This window comes from Methylobacterium oryzisoli, from assembly GCF_046557895.1.
In the GTDB taxonomy this organism is placed as follows: domain Bacteria; phylum Pseudomonadota; class Alphaproteobacteria; order Rhizobiales; family Beijerinckiaceae; genus Methylobacterium; species Methylobacterium oryzisoli.
The window spans coordinates 58771-80021 of the sequence record NZ_JBKIBX010000004.1 but is presented as its reverse complement, the minus strand read 5'-3'; the positions used below and the strand labels follow the sequence as shown (position 1 = coordinate 80021).

Below are 21251 nucleotides of genomic sequence, written 5' to 3'. Positions count from 1 at the left end.
CGAAAGAGGCTCTGGAAGCGGGGCACGCGCGGGTCCCGCGGGCTAGCCGGCGAGGCCGGTCAGGCGCTTGAGCATCGGCACCACGAGGTCGAGCGGGCGCTGCTCGCGCGTGGTGATCTCCGCCTGGGCCAGCGTCCCGCTGGTCAGGCGCAGCGCCGGCCCCTGCCCCACCGCCCAGCGGTAGCCGCTGACCGTGCGCTCGTCGCGGGCGAGGCGCACCGCCGCCGCGTAGGGGGCGCCCTGGCGCGAGAAGCGGGTGACGAGGCTGTCGTTGTGCAGCACCGCCGCCATGCCCTGCGGGGTGATGGGGAAGTCGGAGACCGTCACCACGGTGCCGACCATGGTGCCGAACTCCTCGCGCTTCACCGTGCTCGGTTCGAGGCGCACCTCCATGCCGGGCTTCACGGTCTTGCCGCGGTCGGCCGGGATGTAGATCACCGCCTCCAGCGTCGCGCCCTCGGATTCGACGGCCAGCACGGCCGTGCCGACGTTGAGGACCGAGCCGGGCGCGACCTTGATCTCCAGCACCCGGCCGGCGATCGGGCTCAGGACCTGCGTGTTGCGGCCGAGTTCGCCGGCGAACTGCTCCACCTGCCGGCGCGCGTCGTTGAGGCGGAACTGCGATTCCTGCACCTCGCGCCGGCGCTGGGTTTCGAGGTCGGTCTTCTGGACCCTGAGCTTGAGCACCTCGTTCTGGGCGTCCTCCCGGCGCTGGCGCGCGTCGGTGAGGTCGCGCCGCCGCTCCTCCACCACCCGCCGGGTCGTGATGCCCTTCGCCAGCAGGCTCTCGAGGTTCTTCATCTCGGTGACGAGGTAGTCGATCCGCTGGTCGGTGGCCTGGACGATCTGGTTGAAGGCCTCTTCGAGCTTGGCGAAATTCCGGGCCTTGGCGGCGATCTCCGCCTCGGCGTTGGCCGCCAGGGTGGCGTGCTCGCGCTCCCGCTCGCGGTAGACCTCGATCGCGGCGCGGTGGCGCTGCTCGATGTCGGTCTGGGCGATGCGGGCGACCGGCTGCCCCTGCGCGACGTGGTCGCCCACCGCAACCTCGACGGAGGCGAGGCGGCCCGGCGCGGCCGAGACCGCATCGACCACCCGGCCGCCGCTCGCGACCAGGATGCCCTCGGCGGAAGTCCGGGTCGGGATGCTGCCGACGATGCTCCAGACCAGCGCGGTGACGAGCGACACCAGGATGACCAGGGCCAGGACCCAGTCCACCGGCTTGGTGATGCGCACGAGGTGGTCGAGCTGTTCCGGCGAGGTCGCGCGTTCGAGCGCGATGGCGCGGAAGGGCTTCTGCGAGCTGCCGCTCATGTCGCCTCGTCCGGAAATCCGACCCGCCGCCCCGGCCGGTGGGTCAGATGGCATCATAGTGAGATTCGGCAGGATGACCAGCGGGGCGCCGGCCGCGCCCGCGAGATACGACCAAGTCGTCGCGCGGACCGCACGGGGGATTCTCAACTGGGAACTGGCGCGTTCGAGGCCTGAGGATTACCATCGGCGCAAACGGCAGAGGGCGGGCAGGACATGACCCCGACCGCGACGCGTTCCGAGCGGCCTCGCGCCGGACCCGGCGGCCCGCGCCGCCAGCGGGTGCGCGCCGCCGCGGCGCTCGGAGCGGTGCTCGTGCTGGCGCCCGCCCCGGCGATCCTGCCCGGCCCCGTCCAAGCCCGGATCCTGAGCGAGATCGACCTCGCCACTGTCGCCAGGATCAAGCCGCTCTTCGCCGAGGTGCTGACCGACGTCACCCAGACGGCGGAGCGGCCGAACCTCGCGGCGGGCGACAGCGAGTGCATCCGCTCGACCATGCGCTCGCTCCTGCAGATCTCCGAGGAGCTCAGGAGCTACGAGTACCTGATCACCATCGAGGGCGAGCTGAACGACTCCATCGATGACGGGGCGCTGCGCGGCGTGCTGCGCTTCGCGGTGGAGAACGCTCTCAAGATCCTGGGCACGGAGCGACGCCGGCTCGGCGACCTCTCCGAGCAGTGCGCCCGCCATCCCGTCGCGGCCGGCAAGACGAGGCAGGCGCTCCAGTTCATCGACGACGCCGAGGCGATCTTGAAGGCGGTCCAACCGCGTTTGTGATGTGTATCACACAGACGAAGCAGACGCTCTTTACAAGTCCCGAAGACGTTTTATAGTCTTCCTGGTATCCGTTTGGACTTGTCCGGCGACGGAGGACTGCCCGTGTCGTTCACCGAACAGGTTCTCCTCGTCGTGCCGCCGGTGCTGTATCCCGGCATCCCGACGCTCGGCCCGAGCATATTGGCTCCGGCCTGCCGCGCGCTGGGCGTCTCGGCGCGGGTGCACTACGCGAACCTGAGCTTCGCGGCCCGCTTCGGGTTCGAGGCCTGCGTGCGGATCGCGGGGTCGCGCACCCTGCTCGGCGAGGCGATCTTCCTCGGGATGGCCTTTCCCGAACGGGCCGACCGGCTCGACCGGCTGCTCGACATGCTCAAGGAGGACGCGGAGGCCGACGCCAAGCTGCGCCAGCTCGTCCGGCCCCCCTCCGCCAGCGACGATCAGGTCGCCCGGGTGGTGCGGGAGATTCCCGACTACATCCGCGAGACCGCGGCGCGGCTCGTCGCGGGACATCCGAAGATCATCGGCTTCTCGACCATGGTGCAGCAGACGATGGCGAGCATCGCCATCGCGCGCGAGGTTAAGCGGCTCGACCCGACGATTCTGACGGTGCTGGGCGGCGCCAACGCGGCCGAGCCGATCGGCAGCGCGCTCCTCGAACTCACCGACGTGTTCGACCTCGTCTTCTCGGGTGAATCCGACGTCGAGTTCCCGCGCTTCTGCAAGGCCTACATCGAGGACGGGCGGCGGCCGGACAAGCGCATCATCCGCGGTCGCGGCGTGCCCAAGCTCGACGACGTGCCCCCGCCCGACTACGACGACTACTTCGACGAACTCGCCCCCTTGCGCGAGAACGACGCGCTCGCGGCGAGCGCCCCGCACTTCCTGATCTTCGAATCCTCGCGCGGCTGCTGGTGGGGAGACAAGAAGACCTGCACCTTCTGCGGCTACAACTTCCCGGGCACGAACTACCGGGCGAAGTCGCCCGACCGCGTCGTGGGCGAACTGGAGGCGCTGATCGAGCGCTACCAAGTGCCGAAATTCTACGCCAGCGACAACATCATGGCCCGGGACTTCCCCGAATCGGTGCTCGACGCGCTCGCCCATCGCGGCACGCCCTGCGCGCTGAGCTACGAGGTGAAGTCGCCGATCCGCGCCGAGGACCTCGACCGCTTCGTCCTCGCCGGCATCTTCGAGATCCAGCCGGGCATCGAATCCTTCTCCACCGACATCCTCAAGGGGATGGACAAGGGGGTGAGCGGGCTCGACAACGTGCGCGTCCTGCGCGACGCCGGCTCGCGCGGCCTGCGCGTCGTCTGGAACATCCTGACGGCGATCCCGGGCGAGACCTGCGTGGATTACGAGCGGATGCTGGCGATGCTGCCGCTGATGCAGCACCTGCGCCCGCCGACGCGCTGGGGGCCGATCCGCATCTCGCGCTACAGCCCCTACCACAACCAGCCCGAGCGGTACGGCATCCGCGGCCTGCGGGCCTGGGCGGCCTATTACGAATTGTTCGGCGAGTACGCCGACCGCATCGCCCTGCACTTCTTCGGCGAGTACACCACCGAGTTCATGGACAACCCGGATCTGGTCGCGCAGCTCGACCAGGCGGTGCTCGACTGGACGAACTCGTGGAGCGCCGAGGGCGGTCCGCCCACCTTGAGCCTGTCGCGCCGGGGCGGCGGCTGGATGGAGATCACCGACACGCGGGCCGTCGCCAGGGTGCCGAACTGTCTGCTGACGCCGGACCTCGCGGCGGTGCTCGATTCGGTGAAGCAGCCGGTGTCGCAGCTGCGCGTGCCGCCCGAGCACCGCGAGAAACTCGACTTCCTCGTCTCGCTCGGCTTCGTGCTGCTGCACGAGAAGCGCTACGTCTCCCTCGTCACCGAGCCGGAGATCGGCGAGCGGCTGATCGCGCAGCGCAGCCGCAACCTCGCCCACCGGACCAACACGGCGCTGCCGCGCATCGACATCGGCGACCTGCGCGTCGGCACCGAGCGGCGGCGGCTCGCCTTCGCCCATACCGAGACCCTACGCATCTGAGCGGAGCGGCCCCGGGCCGCTCCGCTCAAGTTGTTGTGTCTGCATCGTTCTCGCCGCCGGGCCGGCGGCCGGGCCAGGATCCGAGGAGGCGCGATGAACCGCGAGAGAGGGTATCCCGTCCGGGCCACCGTCACCTGCATCAAGGGCACCTGCAACGCCGGGCACAAGGTCGGCGACATGCTGGAGGTGAGCGCGCGCAACACCGCCGGGATGTGCGGCTACCTCTACCACGCGGCCCATCCGGCGATCCTGATGCTGCAGTTCGGCGGCAGCGTGCCCTGGGGCGCCGCCGACGTGGTCGAACTGCAATGCCCCGACACGCTGAACCTCCTCACGGTCGAGCTGCGGCGCGTGACCGAGGAGGCGCCGGCCGAGCCGTCTTCCCCGGCCGTCAGGCTCGGGCGGGTGGTGGCCAAGGTCGACGCCAAAGTCGACGCCAAGGTCGAGGACGGAGCGGACTGATGGGCGCCGCCGCCCCGACCCGGTTCGAGGCGGCCTGCGGCCCGTTGCGCGCGCTCGCCGGAAGCCTGGGCTTTCCGGGTGACGAGACGGCCGCGATGGTGGCCTGCCTGCGCGTGCTCGCCGCGTCCTGGGCCGACGCGCCGCTCGCCGATCCTCCGCCCTGGTCGGGCCTCGGGGCGGATGCGAGCGGCTGCGACCTCTCCCTCGTCCTCGGCGGGGAGCAGCGCGAGATCCGCGTCACCGTCGAGGCGCAGGGCGATCCCCCCTCCCCCCGCTCCTACCTCGCGGCGGCGCTCGCCCTCTCGGACACCTTGGAGGCCCGCTACGGCGCCGACCTGTCGCGGCTGCGCGCCGTGCTGCCGGTCCTGGCGGATCTCGACCCGGAGGCGGCAGGCGTGCTCTGGCACGGCGCGGTCTTTCGCGGCGGGCAGGCGCCCTGGTTCAAGGTCTACCTCCACCTGATGGCGGCGGGCCGGCGGCAGGCCCGCGCGACGGCCCGCGCAGCCCTCGACCGCCTCGGCCTCGGCGCGACCTGGGAGGGCATCGCCGCCCGGCTCGGCCCCGACGACGACCTGCTCTTCCTCGGCTTCGACCTCCTGCCCGGCGATGCGGCGCGGGTGAAGCTCTACCTCCGCCACGCCGAGACCGATGCGGCGCGGCTCGCTGAAGCTGCGGATCCCGACAGCCGCGATTCGGTCCGCGCCTTCGTGGAAAGTCTGGCGGGGCCTGGGCGCATTGTGCGGCGGGGGGCGCTGAGTGCCCTTCACCTGAGGCCGGATGCGCCGGAGCCGGCCCGGGTCACCACGCATCTGCGGCTGTTTCCCCATTGCGGGGCCTCCGATGCTATGCTGCGCGACCGCCTCTGCGCGGCCTTGCACCGCCTCGGCCTCCCCTCCGCCCCCTACGAAGCCGCGTTCCGCGCGCTCGGCGGGGAGGAGTCCGGCGACGGCGAGGGCCTGCACGGCTGGGCCTCGCTGCAAGGCGCGGGCGGGCGCCCCGCCGTGACGGTCTACCTGTCGCCGCGGCTCTACCTCGCGCGCTTCGGCCCGGTCGCCCTCGCGCCGGAGCGGATGTGGCCCTCGCCCGTGCTGGGGAGGCTCGCATGCGCGTCTGCCTGATCTTCCCGCCCGCCACCGACCCGCGGGCGCCCCACCTCGCCCTGCCCTACCTCGCGGCTGTGCTGCGCCGGGCCGGCGTCGCGACGACGCTGGTGGATGCGGATCTGGGCGGCCTGCTCTGGCTGCTCAGGCCCGAATCCGTGGCGCATCACCTGCGCCGCGCCGCGCAGGCTCCGCCCGGCCACGACGCCGACGAGATCGCGCGGCTTCTGCGGCGCGGCGAGCGCCTGCTGGAGGACGTGCCGCGCGCGCTCGGCATCCTGCGCGACAGAGTGCAGTTCTACGATCCGCACGCCTTCGCGTTCGCCCGCGAGACGATCCAAGACGCGGTCCAGCTCGCCGCCGCAGGCACCCGCGTGCGCTACGACCTCTGCCCGATCCGCTACGACGTCGCGGGCATCGACGAGCAGCGGCTGCCGGACCTGATCGCGGCGACCGCCGATCCGCGCGCCAACCTGTTCGAGGACCATTGGCGGGAGGTGCTGCTGCCCGCGCTCGACGGCGAGCGCCCGGACCTCGTCGGCCTGTCGATCGTCAACCGCCAGCAGATCCTGCCCGGCCTCGCCCTCGCGCGACGCCTCAAGGCGCGGGGGCACCGCGTGGTCATCGGCGGCACGGTGTTCACCAAGTTCGTCGGGCCGCTCCTCGCGCGGCCCGAGTTCTTCGCCCATTTCGCGGACGGCCTCGTCGCCTACGAGGGCGAGACCGCGATCCTCGCCCTCGTGGAGGCGCTGCGCGACGGGCGCGACCTCGCCGAGGTCCCGAACCTCCTGTCCGTGGCGGACGGGCGCGTGCGGATGGGGCCGACCCGCGTCGAGGACGTGGACGCGTTGCCGACGCCCGATTTCGCGGGACTGCCGCTCGGCGACTACCTCGCGCCCGAGCCGGTCCTGCCGATCCTCGTCGGCAAGGGCTGCTACTTCAACGAGTGCAAGTTCTGCGACATTCCCTTCATCAACCACGTCTCGCGCAAGCCCTACCGGGTCCGCACCACGCAGCGGATCGTCGAGGACATCCTGACGCTCAATGAGCGCACGGGGTGCCGGCACTTCGTGTTCACGGACGAGGCCCTGCCGCCGCGGCTCTTGGAGCGGCTGGCGGAGGCGCTTGAGCCCTACCGGGACCGCGACCTCTCCTTCGTCGGCTACGCGCGCTTCGAGCGCGGCTTCACCCGGGAGGTCTGCGCCAAGATCGCCCGCATGGGCCTGCGCAAGATCTTCTTCGGCCTCGAATCCGGCGACCAGGCCACCCTCGACCACATGCGCAAGGGCATCCGGATCGAGGACGTGCGCCCGGTGCTCGGCCATTGCCGCGAGGCCGGCATCCTGTTCCACATCTTCTCGATGGTGGGCTTCCCGGAAGAAACCGAGGCGAGCGCCCGCACCACGCTGCGCTTCTTCGAGGAGAACGCCGACGTCATCGACCATCCGGGCAACACCTTCGACATCCACCCCTTCGGGCTCGAACTGCGCACGGGCTACTTCGCGGATGCGGCCCAGCTCGGCGTGGGCGTGCCCGAGGAGGCGCTGGCCAAGGACTTCGTGATCGGCGTGCGGACCGGCTGGTCGAATTCCCGCGGCCTGTCGCAGGACGAGGTGATGGCGCTGGTCGCCCGGTACGGCGCGGTGCTGCGGACGATCTACGCCCGCCACCACAACACGCCCCTGCATCTCTGGCCGGGCTTCGAGGAATACGCGATCCTCTACGGCGACCACTACCGCGGCCGGGACTTCCCGTACCGGACCGCCCTGCCGGAGGATTCCGACCCGCGGCCCTTCACCATCGCCTGGAATCCCGCCGCCGCGACCGAACGCGGCGACGGGCTGGTGCAGGTCGCCTCGCGGACCGGCGCCGTCGCGGTCGGCGAACCGGTCTTCGGCCTGCTCGCCGCCCCGCGTCCCTGCCGCGTCGGAGACTTCCTGGCGGCCTGCGCTGCGATCGAGGGCGGGGAGGCCGACCCGGCGGGGACGCGCGCGGCGATCAACGCGATGATCGGCGCGCGGCTCCTGCAGATCACCCTGGCGCGCGACGGCCCGGCTCCTCGCGCGCCGGAGCAGCGTGTGCCGGAACCGGCCATCGCCTGACGGCGGCCGGTTCCGACCGGATTCGGACTGGATGGCGCGCGTTCCATTCCGAAATCCCCAAGACGATCAAGCGCGAGACGACCGTCGATACTTGGGAGCACTGTTGCGACAGGGCCGCGACACGTGTACTTTGGATTTCCACGCCCTAACAGATCAGGAGGTGTCAGATGGCCGAGCAGCAAGACAGCCCGTCCGGACTGGTGATCACCGATGATGCGGGCAACTACTACTACCTGCGGTCGGAGATCCTCGAACAGGCGAAGATGCCCGACGAGGACGTACAGAAGCTCAAGTCCGGCATGGCGGCCGCGGCTCCGGGCAGCAACGACGAGCTGAGCAGCGAGGCGCTGGACGCGGTCGCGGGCGGCGGCGGGATGATGGGCGCGGGCGGCCTGCCGGGCATCGCCAACATCCCGCAGCTCAACCCGAGCGCGCTCAAGGCGGCATCGCTCAAGGGGGGCAAGTTCGACGCCTCCAAGATCTCCTACTCGACCGTGATGTGCCCCTGGTAGGACGGGGGCCGAGCGCGGGCGCCACCGCATGGCTCGCATAGCCCTCATCTACCCGCCGGGCGGCGATCCGCGGGCGCCGCGGCTGCCGCTCCCGGCGCTCGCCGCGGTGCTGCGCCCGGCGGGCGTCCATGTCGACCTGTTCGACCTCGACATCGACGGCGTCCTGGCGCTCCTGCGCCCGGACGTCCTGACGCGGGCGGGCGTGACGCTGCACGCCCGCCACGCGCGCAGCGCGCACGCGGGTAGCGCGCACGCTGGCAGCGCGGAGGAGCGCGACGCCGACGAGAAACTGGCCTTCCGCGCGCCCGAACTCGCCGAGAGCATCGGGGACGCGCTCGCGACCCTGCGCGATCCGGTGCGCTTCCTCGACCCGACCCGGCTCAACGCGGCGCGCGAGCGCATCTACGATTCGTTCGACCTCGTCTCGGCGGCGGCGCCCCGGCGCCTGCGCTACCAGACCGAGGTGCTGCGCTACGACGTGGAGGGCGTCGATCCGAGCCGCTTTTCCGACCTCCTCGCCGTCACGGCCGATCCGGGTGCGAACCTGTTCGAGGATCACTGGCAGGCCGAGGTGCTCCCGGCCCTCGACCGCGGCGGCTACGATCTCATCGGCATCACGCTGACCCTGCGCTGGCAGCTCATCCCGGGCCTTTCGCTCGCCCGACGGCTGCGGGAGCGCGGGCATCGGGTGGTGCTGGGCGGGACGGCGCTCGCCAAGATCGCCCACCGGCTGCCGCACCTGCCCGCCTTCTTCGAGACCTTCGCGGACGGGGTCGTCACCCGCGAGGGCGAGGCGGCGCTCCTCGAACTCGTCGATCAGCTGCAGGGCGGGCGAGACCTCGCGCGGGTGCCGAACTTCCTGTTCAAGGACGGCGACGCCGTGCGGGCCGGCCCGACCCACATCGAGAACTACGCCGCCGTCCCGACGCCGGATTTCGACGGCCTGCCGCTCGACCGCTACCTCAGCCCGCACCTCGTGCTGCCGGTCCTCGTGGGCAAGGGCTGCTACCACGACGAGTGTACGTTCTGCGACATACCCTTCATCAACCGCATCTCGCCCAAGCGCTACCGCGCGCGCCGGCCCGAGTCGATGGCCGAGGACATCCGGGCGCTCTCCCGGCGGCACGGCTGCCGCCACTTCCTCATCGCCGACGAGGCGCTGCCGCCACGCATCCTCGACCGCATCGCCGACGCGCTCGAGGCGCAGGGCACGACCGATTGCGCCTTCTCGGGCTACGCGCGGCTGGAGCCCGGCTTCACCCCGGACCTGTGCCGGAAACTCGCCCGGGTCGGCCTGCGGCGGCTCTATTTCGGCCTCGAATCCGCAAGCCAGGCGACCCTCGACGGGATGCGCAAGGGCATCCGGGTCGAGAACGCGGCGCCGGTGCTGCGCCACTGCGCCGAGGCCGGCATCCGCTTCCACGTTTTTTCGATGATCGGCTTCCCGGGCGAGGACGAGGCGAGCGCGCGGGCGACGATGGCCTTCTTCGACGAGAACGCCGCCCTGTTCGACGATCCGGGCAATTCCCTCGACATCCACGAACTCGAACTCCTCACCGACACGCCGTACTTCGCCGAGCCCGAGCGGTTCGGGCTTCGCCTGCTGGCGCCGACGGAGGGACGCGACTTCCTGTTCGGCATCGGCACCGCCTGGGACAACACCCGGGGCCTGAGCCGGCCGGAGATCGCCGCCCTGATGGCGGAGGCCAACGGGCGCATCGCCGCGCGCTTCTCCCGCTTCCACGCGTGGCCGCCGATCCTGTGGCCGGCGCAGGAGGAATGGTCGCTCTGCTACGCCGCCGCCTATTTCGGGCAGACCTTCCCGTACCGGGTCTCGGTGCCGGAAAGTGCGGATTCCTCCCTCTGGCGCCTCGCCTGGAGCCGGGCGGCGGCCGTGGACGAGGACGCGGAGCGCTGCGTCATCACCTCGCGCCGCGGCAGCATCGCGCTCGATCCGGCGACCTTCCGGGCGCTCGGCGGCGATCCGCGCTATCGCGCCGCCGCCGAGATCATCGTCGGCCTGTCGGGCGAGGGCGCGAGCCGGGAGGATGTCGCTTTCGCGCGCGACGTGGTGACGAACCTCGTGCGCCACCGCCTCCTCGATGTGGTGCCGGCGGCCCCGGGAGCCGCGGCGCCGGAAGCGGCTGCGCCATGAACGGCGGCCCTGCGCGCGCGGATGGGGCCGATGAACCGACCGCCTGCGGCGAGACCCTGGCGGTGGTGCGCAAGAAGGCGCTCCTGCGCATCCTGGCCCGCCGCGAGGCCGCGCGCGGCGGGCTCGCCGTGACGCAGGCCGCGGTGGAGGCCGAGGCGGCGCTGTTTCGGGCTGCCGCCGGCCTGCACGACGACGCGGCGCTGGCGGGCTGGCTCGACACGGCCGGCCTCAGCGGCGCGGCCTTCGCCACCGCCATGCACGATTTCGCGCTGGTGCGCCTCCTGGAGGATCGGCTGGCGCGCGAGATCGACGGGCTGGTATCGGATCAGATCGCGGTGAGCACGGCCCGCCTGCGGGCGGCGCCCGCGTGAGCGCGCGTCCCGCCCGCGAGTGGGTTCAGCTCAACGTGGGACTCGCGCGTTCGGACGGCTCGGCGCTGCCGGCCGCCCGCGCCCTGCTGCGCGGGCTCGCCGACGATCTGCCGGCCCTGCGCCGTGATCGCCTCGTCACGCGGTTCGTCTTCCAGCGCAAGCCGCCCGACCTGCGCCTGCGCTTCCGCGCGCCGCGCGCGGCCCTGATCCCGCGGCTGCGGCCGTTCCTCGCGCAACTGGCGGCCGAGGGCCACGTCACCGCGCGGTTCTGGAGTGTTTACGAGCCGGAAATACGCCAGTTCGGCGGGCGGGAGGCGATGGCCTGCGTGCATGCCCATTGGGAGGCGGACGGCCTCGCCTGGATCGCGCGCGACCGCCTCGCCGAGGCCGGCGCCGCCCGCATCGCGACGCCGCTGCTGCTGACGGCCCTTCTCAACGACCTCTTCTGGCGCACGCTGGGCGACGGGCCGGAGGTCTGGGACACGTGGTGCAACCTCGCGGCGATACTGGGGGACGAGGCGGAAGAAGCCGATCCCGGCGCGCCGCCGGGGCTCGACACGCTCGCCCCTGCGGGTGCGGCGGAGGCCGCACTCCTCGACGGCTACGCCCGCGCCAACGCAGCCCTGGCGCAGGGCCTCCTGCGCACGTGGAGCCGCGGCCGGCTGACCGGAGGCCTGCGGACGATCCTGCCCTTCGTGGCCCTGTTCACCCTCAACCGGCACGGACTCGGGCAGCCGGAGGCCGCCGCCCTCACCCGCACCATGAGGGCGGCCTGGGATCCCCGGCAGGCGCTGCGTGGCGCCGCGCCGGACGACCGCCCGCGGGCGCGCGCCGTGTGAGGGCGCCCGGCGTGCCGACCGTCCCCGACCGGCCCCTCGGCCCGGCGATCCTGCGGATCGCGGCGTGGCCGATCGAGACGCTCGCACCCCTGCGCTGTGATGGCTTCGCGGCCCGCGTGGATGCCTGGATCGAGGCCGGGGAGGCGATCGACCGCGACGGGGCGACGCTCGCCGAGCGCCTGCACGCCCTCATCCCGAGCCTGACCGACCGGGCGGAGCGGCGCGCCGCCCTCGCCCTCAAGCGCCGGCTGCACCGTGGGGCGAAGCCGCTGCCCGGCGAGGCGGTGGCGCGCCTGCTCGGCTCGCCCGCCCTGCCCCCGGAGGCCGGGGACCTGCTCGCCCGGATGGTTCGGCGGCAGGACGCGCACGCGGCGGAGCGCGCGGCCATCGAGGCCGCTCACGCGGCCGAACTCGCCAGAGCGGGGGCGGAACTCGCGCGGATCGCGCGCGGCGACGCCTTCCTGCGGGCGCTCTGCCTCGCCAGCCCCTCGACCTACCGGCAATGGCACCGGGCCGGCGCGGGCGAGCCGAGCGAGCGCAGCCGCCGACGCCTTCAGGCCACCCTGCACCGCTACCTGATGCGGGCGGTCGGCCGCGCCACGCCAAATGGCCTCTGGGCCGGCATCGCCCTCGAAGATCCGGGCATGGCGGCGGCGCGGCCCCTCGACATCCGGCCCGCCGCCGCGGTGACGCGCGTGAGCCCGGCCCTCGCGCCCTTCGCCCGCGCGCTGGACGCCCTCAACCGGCAGCGGCCCTGGATCGAGGCGGTGGGGTGGCGGGTGAACCCGACCCTGCGCCGGGCCGATCCAGACCGCTGGGTCTTCGGCACCGTGGCGGACGGCACTTGGCACGCCCTGGAGGTGGCGCATCACCCCGTGCTGGACTGGCTGGCGGCCAGGGCGCCGCGCGGCGCATGCCGACTGGCGGAGATCCAGGCCGATCTGGGCCGCCACGCCCCGCCCGCTGTGGCGCGGGCGATCACCGAGGGCTGGATCGAGGCCGGCCTGCTCTGGTCCGACGCCGCCTTCCCGGCGATCTACGCCGACACCTGGGAGGCGCTCGACCTGATCGCAGCGTCCCTGCCCGCCCCGGAGGCGGCGCTGTGGCGCACCTGCCGCGACGCGCTGCGGCGGATCGCGGATGCGATCGAGGCGGAAATCGAGCAGGTTGCGCCCGACGCGCTGCGGGCCGAGCTCGATGCGGCGAACGCCGTGGCGGCCGGCCTGCTCGACCGCTACGGGCCGCGCGGACCGCGCGGCGACGTGCTGGTGGTGGACCGGAGCGCGCCGTTCCGCTTCGCCCTCACGGACGCCTTCGCGCGCGGGATCGACCGGCACTGCCGGGCCGCCTTCGCCTTCGACCGCTTCGGCCTCGGCGCGATCGAATCACGGATCGCGCAGCGCCGCCTGTTCGGACACATGGCGGCCGGCGAAGCGGTGCCGCTGGCGGATTTCCTGATCCGCGGCCTCGACACCGAGCCCGCACCGCACGGCCTCTCCTGGGAGGAGCGCGTGCTGCCCGCCGCGGACGATCAGGCGCCGCAGGCCCGGGCGGCCTTCGCCTGCTGGGAGCGCGCCATCGCGCCGCGTTTCGCCGCGCCTTCGCTCGCCCTTCCGGCGGATGATGACGGCGGCGGCGTGCTGCTGCCGCCCGGATCGGCGCTTCTCCTCGTCGGAGCCGGCGGGGAGGAGCCGGTGCTGCGCCTCGGGGGCATCACGCCCGAACCGTGTTTCTTCTACGCGCGCTTCTCCCACCTGTTCGGGAGCGGGGGCCCCGACCCGTTCCGGGTCTGGCTGGACGCGTCGCTGCGCGCCATCGAGGCGCGCGCGCCGCACCTGCGCTTCCCGGACCTCGCGGTGCGCAACCATCGCGCGCCCAACGTCGCCGCCCGCCCGCGCTTCTCGCCCGACCTCCTCGACCCGCTCGATGCCGCGACGCTGCGGGACGCGCTGGTCTCGTGCGACACGGCCGGCCGGCCGGTCCTGCAGCGCGCCGGAGAATCCGTAGGCCTGATCCCCTCGGCCCGCTCGGCGGCCTATCTGGGCGGGCTCGACCGCTTCGCCTCGATCCTGTCCGGGGTCGCGGTCGGTCTCGGCCGGCCGGCCCTGCTCGCCCCGATCCCGCGGCTGTCGCGCGAGATCGCGGAATGGCACCACCTGCCGCGGCTCGATCTGGGGGCGACGACGATCAGCCCCGAGCGCTGGACGCCGCCCGAGGCTTTCGGCGCCGGTCTCGTCGCGGCGCGCGGCGCCCAGCGGTTCATCCTCTGGCGCCGCTTCGTCCGGGAGGCCCGCCTGCCCGCCTTCGTCCATACCTTCCAGGGCCGCCACCAGACCGAGAGCCTGCTCGCCACCGCGAGCGCGCTCGGCGTCGAGATCCTGGCGCAGGACCTCGCGGCCCACGGCCCCGCCTTCCGGCTCCAGGAGGTGCATCCCGCTCCCGACCGCTTCGTCGTGCGGGACGCGGAGGGCCAGCGCTACTTCGCCGAACTCGCCGTCGCCTGGGCCGGGGACCCCGCGTTCTTCGGCGGCTATCCGGCGGCCTGACTCACCCTCTCGCTGACGGTAGCCAGCGGTGGTTCTCCCCCTTTCCCGGACGACTGAAGCGGCAGCGGAAGGAGATCCGGGATCCCGGAGAGATGTGCCGCGAAGCGGATCCGCTTTTGCACTGTTGCAGACAAGCGGACGCTTCGCGACTTCATTTGGCTGGGTCCCGGATCTCCTTCCGCTGCGCTTCAGTCGTCCGGGAAAGGGGGTGGTGATTTGTGAGGGGATGTGCCGGGATCTCCGAACGCCCGCGCGAGGCGCAGCGCGTCGGGCAACGCCCTGGCGATCTCGACCTCGTGCTGGCGCATCAGGCGGGCGACGAGCAGGTCGTCGCGCAGGCGTCCCCACACCGCCGCCTCGGTCAGGCCGTGCGCCTGCATCCAGGCGGTCACCTGCGCCGGGTCGGTCAGGCCGAGCCGGGCGAACAGCGCGCCGGCCGCCTCCGTCATCTCGTCCGGCCCCGGCGACCAGCCGAACTCGCGGGACGCGGCGCGCGCGATGAACGCGAGCAGCGCCGCTTCGCGCAGCCCCGCGGGCAGCGGCCCGCCCCCGCCCGCCCGCTCGAGGGCGATCTCGTTCAGGAGGCGCTCCACGAACACCGTGTGGGCCACCGTGTAGCCGGCCGGCCGCGGCACCCAGGGCTGCGCCGCCTCGCGGCCGATCTCGGCCAGCAGCGCCGCCGCGTCGCGGGCCTTGAGGCTGACGAAATTCGTGCGCGCGTGGTCGTGCCACGCCGCGATCTCGCGCGCCGCGACCCTGCCCGCGAGCCGGGCCGCGACCGCCTCGAAGGTCCGCTCGCCGTAATGCAGCGCCCGGGCCGCCGCGACGACCGCCGCGGCAGCCTCCGGCCCGATCGCGCCCGCCTCGCGCGCGGCCTCGGCGCTGGCGCGGATGTCGACCAGCGCCTGGGTCAGGGGCAGGTAGCCGAGGCCCTCGGGGGCATGCTGGACCGCGACCTCGTCGTCCGCGGTGATCCGGCCGTCGCGGTACAATTCGAAGATCGTGCCGATCCCCACCATGCCGAAGCCGTGCAACTCCGCGGCCCGCAGCGCCCCCATGCTGGCGGCGCCGTAGACGCGGACGCCCCGGCTCATCGCGATCAGGATCTCCTTGTGCCAGACCGCCGGGACCGTCTCGAAGTAGCCGTCCACGATGCCGACGTGGCGCGGCGCGTGGTCGAGGAGGCGCAGGAGGTCGCCCTGCTGGATCGGCGGCAGGTAGGTGGCATCGAGAATGCGCGCCGCCTGCTCGCGCGGCAGGCTCGGGCCGAGGAAGACGACGGTGCTCATGCGGCGGCCCCGGCGGCCCGCGCGCGCCGGCCCGGCACCCAGGAGGGCGAGTCCACAGGCCCTTCGAGGCCCGGCACGATCACCCGCGCCACGCGGACCGGCAGGCCGTTTCGAGACAGGTCCACGACGAGCACGCGGTCGAGCCCGGCCCGCGCGAGGCACCCGACCACGTACGCGAGGTCGTTCTCGACGCTGCCGGCCTCGTGCGTCGGCACGGCCGCGAAGGGCCGGCTTCCGGCGGCGCCCGCCAGCGCCCGGACCGTGCCGAGCGCCTGCGCGCTCTGGGTCTCGCCGTACTGCGTCCGGCCGAGATCGTCCCGCGCGCCCGCGATCGCGGTCAGCCGGCTCTGCGCCGCCTCCGTCAGGGCGCGGCAGAGCGCGACGACGCGGTCCGGATGGCATCCGGCCCCGCCGCTGCCGGGCATCGGCCGCGTCTCGGCATCGGCCGCGTCGTCCGACAGCACGGCCCGGACCGTCGCGACGCCGACATCGCTCGTCGCCTCCCACACGGCCGGCGACACGCCGGCCTGCCGCAACCGGTCGAGGAGGTCGCGGACCGCCGGGTGGGCGATCGGCGCCAGATCGAGCCGGGTCGCGGCCTGCCGGGCGGCCCCGGCCTGCCACCAGAGCGCCACCGCGTCCCGCTCGATGCACTCGCACAGGCCGTGCAGGACCGCCTCCGCGAGGGTGTTGCCGGAGGCCAGCCCGTTGGTGCTGTGCAGGAAGGCGCCCATTCCCGGCATCCGCGGAACGGTCGCGTCCGCGTGCACGAGTTCGTAGGGCACGAAGACCGGCGCGCCGGTCGCCCAGTCCCGCGCCTGCGTCCAGGGGATCGCGGTGCGCGCCCCGAACAGGGCGTGGCGCGCCGCCGGCAGCGCCGCGACATCCACCACCTCGCCCGCGGCGGCGATCTCCTCCAGCCGCGCGTGGCGGACCGGCAGCCCGGGTTCTTCCGCATGCGCGAGTTCGACCGCCTCCATGGTGGCCGAGACCCGGGCGGCGGCATCGGTGAGCCCCTTGCCCTGCGACACCGACAGGGTGCGGGCGTTGGGGCGCACGGCGAACCAGACCGGGATGCCGATCCGGTCGAGCCCGGTGATCTCGCCGACCCGGGTGACGCCGAGATCCGGCAGGTGCGGCCTGATGCGCTCCCACGTCGTTTCCGGCGGCACGACGCGGCTGCCGTTGGTCAGGGCCTGCTTGGCCGATCGGCGGTCAGCCGACGGGCGGTCGGGCGAAAAAGTCCCGGCCGATGGGCCGGGCGGCGGGACCAAGGCCATGCTGCTGCCCCGAGGATCGCGATCGGACCCGGGAAACAGCATAGCATCGCGCGCGGCCGACCTCACGGCATTCGCTCGACAGGCGACGTCCCGTGTTTGCGCCCCGCGCGCATGGTCGAGGTATGCAGCCGGCGGCGACACGACCTGTCGTGACGACGGTTGATCGGGGGAGATTTTTCTGACCTTTGGGGGATCTGGCGATACGAATCTTCTCCGGTCGAGCGGCCTGCGGAGAAGACGTGCGCCAGGGGGAGGCCGTCCGGCCGGTCCAGCACCGCACCGGCGGGCGCGGAGCGGTCTTTCGGACGGGAGCCGGGGCGAAGACCGCAGCGAGAGACGATCGATGACTCGTGCAGGACACCATGCCGCCGCGGCGCCCGGCTTCGTGGCCGCGGCGAGCGACGCGGTCGACCCGCGCGACGAGCGCCGCAACCTCGCCCGGCTCGTCATCGCCCAGGCGCTCGGCGGGGCGAACGCCACGATCGTCTTCGCCACCGGCGCCATCATCGGACACACGCTGGCGCCGAGCCCGGCGCTCGCGACCCTGCCGATCTCGCTCTTCGTGGTCGGCATGGCGCTCTGCACCCTGCCGGCCGGATGGATCGCCCAGCGCCACGGCCGCCGCGCCGCCTTCCTGGCGGGGACGGCCTGCGGCATCCTCGTCGGGTTGCTGGCCGCCGCCGCGATTGTGCTTAGCGCCTTCTGGCTGTTCTGCGTCGCCACGGTTTTCGGCGGCGCCTACGCGGCGGTGGTGCTGTCGTTCCGCTTCGCCGCCGCGGATTGCGTGCCCTCGGCCAAGCGCGCCCGGGCGCTCTCGGCCGTCATGGCGGGGGGCGTCGCCGCCGGGGTGATCGGCCCGCAGCTCGTGACCGCCACGATGCATGCCTGGCCGCCCCACCTGTTCGCGATCACGTACCTCGCCGCCGCCGGCATCGCGGCCCTGTGCGCGGTGGTCCTCGCCGGGGTCCGGCTGCCGGTCCCGGCCGCGCAGGACCGGGCCGCGGGCCGCCCCTTGGGGGCGATCGTGCGCCAGCCCCGCTTCGTGACGGCGGTGATCTGCGGCGTGGTCTCCTACACGCTGATGAATTTCGTGATGACGTCGGCGCCGCTGGCGATGCGCCTGTGCGGCCTGTCGCAGGAGGCGTCGAACCTGGGCCTGCAGTGGCACGTGATCGCCATGTACGGGCCGAGCTTCGTCACAGGGCATCTGATCGCGCGCTACGGCGCGCCGCGGATCGTCCTCGCCGGGCTGGTGCTGACCGCGGCGGCGGCGGCCGCCGGCCTCACCGGAGTGGAGGTGGCGCATTTCTGGCTCACCCTGATCCTGCTCGGCGTGGGCTGGAACTTCGGCTTCGTGGGCGCCTCCGCGATGGTGCTGGAGTGCCACCGCCCGGAGGAGCGGGCGCGCGTGCAGTCGCTCAACGACTTCGCGGTGTTCGGCATGATGGTCCTCGGCTCGTTCGCCTCGGGCGGCCTGCTGACCACCTACGGCTGGGACACGGTCTGCTGGGTCACCTTTCCGCCCCTGCTGCTGGCGGCGGCGGCCCTGGTCGCCACGTCCTTCCCGCGCCCGGTGCCGGCCGGCATCATCCGGCCCTGAGTGCCGCAGCCACCGCGCGGGCGGCGTGAGATGGCTGCGATTCGCGCCGGCGGGCAGCGATAAGCGAACCGAGGCCGCAATCTCGACGCCGAACCGCCACAAACGAAGCGTGCCTTGCGGTCAGCCCCACGAACGGGGCAATGCGAGGGGTGCGGCATGGGCGTGATCAATGTGCTCGGGGCGATCTTGTCGGTGTTCGCCGTGCTGATCGTGAGTGCGGTTCTCCGGCTGCTGCTGCTGCCGTTCCGGTCGCTGCGCCGGCTGAGGCCGCATGCCGCCGGACAGCACTGAGGCCGGGCCGTCGCACCCGGAGGAGATGCGGGCGTCGGTTGACCTGAGAATCGGGGAGGCCATCGCGCTCAAGGCGACCGCCCGGGCAACGCCGGCCGGGCTGGTCGCCGTCGCGGTGCTGATGGGCGCGATTCTCGTTCCGGTGGTCTGGCTCGCCAGGACTCGCGCTCGCCAGCGCTCGTAGACGGGCCGGCGAGCCATGCCGCGCGTCGCGTCGCGTCGAGCCGGGCACGCCTGCAGGCGGTCAGCGGCCCAGACAGGGCTCCCTCGTATCTCGTTCGGGCGCGTGTCGGCCTGCATCGGCGGGTGGATCGAACACCCGCGGCTCGCCGCAGCGAGCAGTGACGGTCGTCCGGTCGAGTCCCCGGGCTGATCACCCGGCAGCGCCGTGAACCCCCTGCAAGCCCCTGGTCCCATGCCTCGGTGATCCACCGCAACGAGGTGGCAGAGCTTGCTTTGAATCGCTCTATGATTGTACAGTGAATTCGACATAGGCCTTTGCTGTATGCGATGGGGCTGCGAGCTTGGCACGGAACGCTCCCAGGCCTGGACGGTGAGCGGTGATTTGGATTGCGAACGTCAGAGGAGATTTGCCCGCATGATGATCTCCAGAATTCCGCTCTACGAGCCGAACGATCGCTTCGACTACGCTCGCTACCGATCAAATATTTGATCGATATTTAGATGAAAAATCTAATTATCGCGCCTCACATCGGCAGAGCTTGCGATCTGCATACCAACCCATGACCTGCAACCGAAATCGAGAGATCGACGCGCGATGACAATCAGTCTGAGGCACACCACACCAGCGGACCAGCATCCGATTGCGATCCTCGTGCCTGCGCCGAACGATACCCGTCCTCTTCTGCCGTCGTACCTGCGCGACCACCTCGGCAAGCAGCTGCGCGCGGCCTACGAGGCCCTCGTCACCGAGGCTCAGCCAGGCCCATTGCTCGACCTCGCCCGGCGGCTGGAGCAGGTGCTCGCGAGCGAGCCGGCAACGCCCCAGTTCCGCGATGCGCTGCTGGGCGCCCTGCCGGCGCTCCGGGCCTTCGCCACCTCGCTGACCGGCTCGCAGACCCAGGCGGACGATCTGGTGCAGGAAACGGTGCTGCGGGCGTGGCAGAACCAGCACAGCTTCACGCCCGGCACGAACCTGAACGCGTGGCTGTTCACGATCCTGCGCAACCAGTTCTACACGACCATGCGCAAGCGCAAGCGCGAGGTCGAGGACAGCGACGGCACCGCCGCCGCGCAACTGACCGCGCTCCCCAGCCAGGAGGACGGTATCGAGCTGCGGGAGGTCTGGACGCAGCTGAGTCGGCTTCCGCCGCTGCAGCGCGAGGCACTGCTGCTGATCGCCACCCAGGGCCTGACCTACGAGGCGGCGGCGACGCTGATGGGCTGTCAGACCGGCACGGTGAAGAGCCGGGTCAACCGGGCGCGGGCCGCGCTGGTGCAGGCGCTCGGCTATGAGGACCGGCTCGCCCGCACCGCGGCACCCTAGGGGCGGCACGGTCGCGACGCCACTGGTCGAGTCCCGTGCATCCGCGAGTGAGAATCCGATGCGGTGCCGAGGGCCGGCCGTCGCCCGATCCCTCGGGATCAGGGCACTAGCCCATTGGGGCGGACGTGGCTCGCGGAGAGGTCAGATGATCGGGGTGATGCGTGAGGCCGCCGCTCTCAGGTGACAATGCGGCAACGCTGGCGAGGTGATCATGTCGGAAGTGCGCTGTTGCTGCTGGCGAGCACTCGTTCCGGCTTCGCTCTGAATCGAAATGTAATGAGGAAAGTGGGCGTATCCGTCCCAGCAATTATGGCGTTGGGCTTAGTGGTCTGCGATGAGGCAATGCTTATGTTCTGACGCTCGATTGCAAGACCATCAGGCTCTTGATCACCTTGGCAAGGTGAAGCTGTATTCTCTGCTTCTGGTCCGAATGAACGATTTCAACAAAATCATCGTTTGCTCTGGACAGCATCAACATTGATCTGATTCCCATCATTTGAAATCGATCCCGGCGGTGCAAGACCGCTCACTCACATACTGGTGAGCCGCGGAGTTGCAGTCAGCCGGCCGAATCGACTACCCATTTTTATCATAGTACCAATCCGAAAGAATGACAATCATGTCGAAGTTGTCGCCGTCGCATCCATTGCCCGCAATTGAAAAACGCATACGGGATATTTTGGTGTGGAGGTAAGGCTGTGGTTGACTGCGTAGCCGGGCGGCTACACGGTGGCCTCGCTAACCGTGCCGGGGAGAGCCGCGTGGCACAACGTTTCTACTTCGACCTGACTGATGGAAACACCATCATCCGCGACGAAGAGGGCGTTGAGGTTGACGACGCACAGGGCGCGCTGGAACAGGCCGAAGCGGCGGTTCAGGAGATGCGCGCCGACGGCGAACTGGTCGGCCTCAAAGGATCGTGGAAGCTCCTCGTCCGCACGAGCACCGACACCGTCCTCAGCATCATCTCCATCTAGGCCCGCTTCCGAGACATCCCGATGACGACCGGAACCGGATGTGGGCCGCGGACACGCGGCACGGCCCGGAGTCGCACCGACGGCAGCGGGGG

18 protein-coding genes are annotated in these 21251 nt (G+C 71.9%); 15 read left to right on the top strand and 3 right to left on the bottom strand.

The window, feature by feature from the left end; translation table 11 throughout:
• Window positions 1-42: 42 nt before the first annotated feature.
• A complete protein-coding gene (locus ACKUB9_RS05940; protein ID WP_407520171.1) occupies window positions 43-1311 on the bottom strand; it encodes an NHLP bacteriocin system secretion protein in 1269 nt (422 codons plus the stop codon).
• A gap of 213 nt (window positions 1312-1524) precedes the next feature.
• On the opposite strand from ACKUB9_RS05940, the gene ACKUB9_RS05935 reads away from it, so the two are divergent.
• From ACKUB9_RS05935 to ACKUB9_RS05890, 10 genes are all read left to right on the top strand, one after another.
• Entirely contained in the window at window positions 1525-2085 is a 561-nt protein-coding gene (locus tag ACKUB9_RS05935; RefSeq protein ID WP_407520170.1) for a hypothetical protein, read from the top strand.
• A 102-nt stretch (window positions 2086-2187) separates the two neighbouring features.
• Window positions 2188-4128, top strand: coding sequence for a RiPP maturation radical SAM C-methyltransferase (locus ACKUB9_RS05930; protein WP_407520169.1), 1941 nt, complete (start codon window positions 2188-2190; stop codon window positions 4126-4128).
• 93 nt (window positions 4129-4221) lie between these two features.
• On the top strand, window positions 4222-4590 hold the full coding sequence (locus tag ACKUB9_RS05925; protein ID WP_407520168.1) for a TIGR04076 family protein: 369 nt from the start codon (window positions 4222-4224) through the stop codon (window positions 4588-4590).
• Complete coding sequence (locus tag ACKUB9_RS05920) at window positions 4590-5708, top strand: hypothetical protein (protein WP_407520167.1); 1119 nt, start codon at window positions 4590-4592, stop codon at window positions 5706-5708. The genes ACKUB9_RS05925 and ACKUB9_RS05920 overlap by 1 nt, the downstream gene beginning before the upstream one ends.
• The gene (locus ACKUB9_RS05915) at window positions 5693-7792 is read left to right on the top strand and encodes a B12-binding domain-containing radical SAM protein (protein WP_407520166.1); all 2100 of its coding nucleotides are present in this window, start codon (window positions 5693-5695) and stop codon (window positions 7790-7792) included. The genes ACKUB9_RS05920 and ACKUB9_RS05915 overlap by 16 nt, the downstream gene beginning before the upstream one ends.
• A gap of 167 nt (window positions 7793-7959) precedes the next feature.
• The gene (locus ACKUB9_RS05910) at window positions 7960-8304 is read left to right on the top strand and encodes a hypothetical protein (protein ID WP_407520165.1); all 345 of its coding nucleotides are present in this window, start codon (window positions 7960-7962) and stop codon (window positions 8302-8304) included.
• A gap of 28 nt (window positions 8305-8332) precedes the next feature.
• The gene (locus tag ACKUB9_RS05905) at window positions 8333-10459 is read left to right on the top strand and encodes a B12-binding domain-containing radical SAM protein (protein ID WP_407520164.1); all 2127 of its coding nucleotides are present in this window, start codon (window positions 8333-8335) and stop codon (window positions 10457-10459) included.
• A complete protein-coding gene (locus ACKUB9_RS05900) occupies window positions 10456-10830 on the top strand; it encodes a hypothetical protein (protein WP_407520163.1) in 375 nt (124 codons plus the stop codon). Before ACKUB9_RS05905 ends, ACKUB9_RS05900 begins: the two co-directional genes overlap by 4 nt.
• Window positions 10827-11669, top strand: coding sequence for a thiopeptide-type bacteriocin biosynthesis protein (locus ACKUB9_RS05895; RefSeq protein WP_407520162.1), 843 nt, complete (start codon window positions 10827-10829; stop codon window positions 11667-11669). The genes ACKUB9_RS05900 and ACKUB9_RS05895 overlap by 4 nt, the downstream gene beginning before the upstream one ends.
• Window positions 11670-11680: 11 nt before the next feature.
• The gene (locus ACKUB9_RS05890) at window positions 11681-14215 is read left to right on the top strand and encodes a lantibiotic dehydratase (protein ID WP_407520161.1); all 2535 of its coding nucleotides are present in this window, start codon (window positions 11681-11683) and stop codon (window positions 14213-14215) included.
• A gap of 188 nt (window positions 14216-14403) precedes the next feature.
• On the opposite strand, the gene ACKUB9_RS05885 is transcribed toward ACKUB9_RS05890, so the two are convergent.
• The gene (locus tag ACKUB9_RS05885) at window positions 14404-15504 is read right to left on the bottom strand and encodes a TfuA-like protein (RefSeq protein ID WP_407520160.1); all 1101 of its coding nucleotides are present in this window, start codon (window positions 15502-15504) and stop codon (window positions 14404-14406) included.
• Window positions 15501-16784, bottom strand: coding sequence for a YcaO-like family protein (locus ACKUB9_RS05880; RefSeq protein ID WP_407520159.1), 1284 nt, complete (start codon window positions 16782-16784; stop codon window positions 15501-15503). The genes ACKUB9_RS05885 and ACKUB9_RS05880 overlap by 4 nt, the downstream gene beginning before the upstream one ends.
• A 343-nt stretch (window positions 16785-17127) precedes the next feature.
• On the opposite strand from ACKUB9_RS05880, the gene ACKUB9_RS05875 reads away from it, so the two are divergent.
• The 5 genes from ACKUB9_RS05875 (at window position 17128) to ACKUB9_RS05855 (ending at window position 21159) form a co-directional block, all read left to right on the top strand.
• On the top strand, window positions 17128-18384 hold the full coding sequence (locus ACKUB9_RS05875) for an MFS transporter (protein WP_407520158.1): 1257 nt from the start codon (window positions 17128-17130) through the stop codon (window positions 18382-18384).
• Between the two features lie 156 nt (window positions 18385-18540).
• Complete coding sequence (locus tag ACKUB9_RS05870) at window positions 18541-18675, top strand: hypothetical protein (protein WP_407520157.1); 135 nt, start codon at window positions 18541-18543, stop codon at window positions 18673-18675.
• Complete coding sequence (locus tag ACKUB9_RS05865) at window positions 18656-18859, top strand: hypothetical protein (protein ID WP_410825779.1); 204 nt, start codon at window positions 18656-18658, stop codon at window positions 18857-18859. Before ACKUB9_RS05870 ends, ACKUB9_RS05865 begins: the two co-directional genes overlap by 20 nt.
• A 594-nt stretch (window positions 18860-19453) precedes the next feature.
• Entirely contained in the window at window positions 19454-20182 is a 729-nt protein-coding gene (locus ACKUB9_RS05860; RefSeq protein ID WP_407520155.1) for a sigma-70 family RNA polymerase sigma factor, read from the top strand.
• A gap of 761 nt (window positions 20183-20943) precedes the next feature.
• Entirely contained in the window at window positions 20944-21159 is a 216-nt protein-coding gene (locus tag ACKUB9_RS05855; RefSeq protein ID WP_407520154.1) for a DUF6894 family protein, read from the top strand.
• Window positions 21160-21251 lie beyond the last annotated feature (92 nt).

What these genes read in the sequence shown, in the direction of transcription:
- ACKUB9_RS05940 (WP_407520171.1), bottom strand. Translation starts at nt 1,311, where the DNA reads ATGAGCGGCAGCTCGCAGAAGCCCTTCCGCGCCATCGCGCTCGAACGC.
- ACKUB9_RS05935 (WP_407520170.1), top strand. Translation starts at nt 1,525, where the DNA reads ATGACCCCGACCGCGACGCGTTCCGAGCGGCCTCGCGCCGGACCCGGC.
- ACKUB9_RS05925 (WP_407520168.1), top strand. Translation starts at nt 4,222, where the DNA reads ATGAACCGCGAGAGAGGGTATCCCGTCCGGGCCACCGTCACCTGCATC.
- ACKUB9_RS05920 (WP_407520167.1), top strand. Translation starts at nt 4,590, where the DNA reads ATGGGCGCCGCCGCCCCGACCCGGTTCGAGGCGGCCTGCGGCCCGTTG.
- ACKUB9_RS05915 (WP_407520166.1), top strand. Translation starts at nt 5,693, where the DNA reads ATGCGCGTCTGCCTGATCTTCCCGCCCGCCACCGACCCGCGGGCGCCC.
- ACKUB9_RS05910 (WP_407520165.1), top strand. Translation starts at nt 7,960, where the DNA reads ATGGCCGAGCAGCAAGACAGCCCGTCCGGACTGGTGATCACCGATGAT.
- ACKUB9_RS05905 (WP_407520164.1), top strand. Translation starts at nt 8,333, where the DNA reads ATGGCTCGCATAGCCCTCATCTACCCGCCGGGCGGCGATCCGCGGGCG.
- ACKUB9_RS05900 (WP_407520163.1), top strand. Translation starts at nt 10,456, where the DNA reads ATGAACGGCGGCCCTGCGCGCGCGGATGGGGCCGATGAACCGACCGCC.
- ACKUB9_RS05885 (WP_407520160.1), bottom strand. Translation starts at nt 15,504, where the DNA reads ATGAGCACCGTCGTCTTCCTCGGCCCGAGCCTGCCGCGCGAGCAGGCG.
- ACKUB9_RS05880 (WP_407520159.1), bottom strand. Translation starts at nt 16,784, where the DNA reads ATGGCCTTGGTCCCGCCGCCCGGCCCATCGGCCGGGACTTTTTCGCCC.
- ACKUB9_RS05875 (WP_407520158.1), top strand. Translation starts at nt 17,128, where the DNA reads ATGACTCGTGCAGGACACCATGCCGCCGCGGCGCCCGGCTTCGTGGCC.
- ACKUB9_RS05870 (WP_407520157.1), top strand. Translation starts at nt 18,541, where the DNA reads ATGGGCGTGATCAATGTGCTCGGGGCGATCTTGTCGGTGTTCGCCGTG.
- ACKUB9_RS05865 (WP_410825779.1), top strand. Translation starts at nt 18,656, where the DNA reads ATGCCGCCGGACAGCACTGAGGCCGGGCCGTCGCACCCGGAGGAGATG.
- ACKUB9_RS05860 (WP_407520155.1), top strand. Translation starts at nt 19,454, where the DNA reads ATGACAATCAGTCTGAGGCACACCACACCAGCGGACCAGCATCCGATT.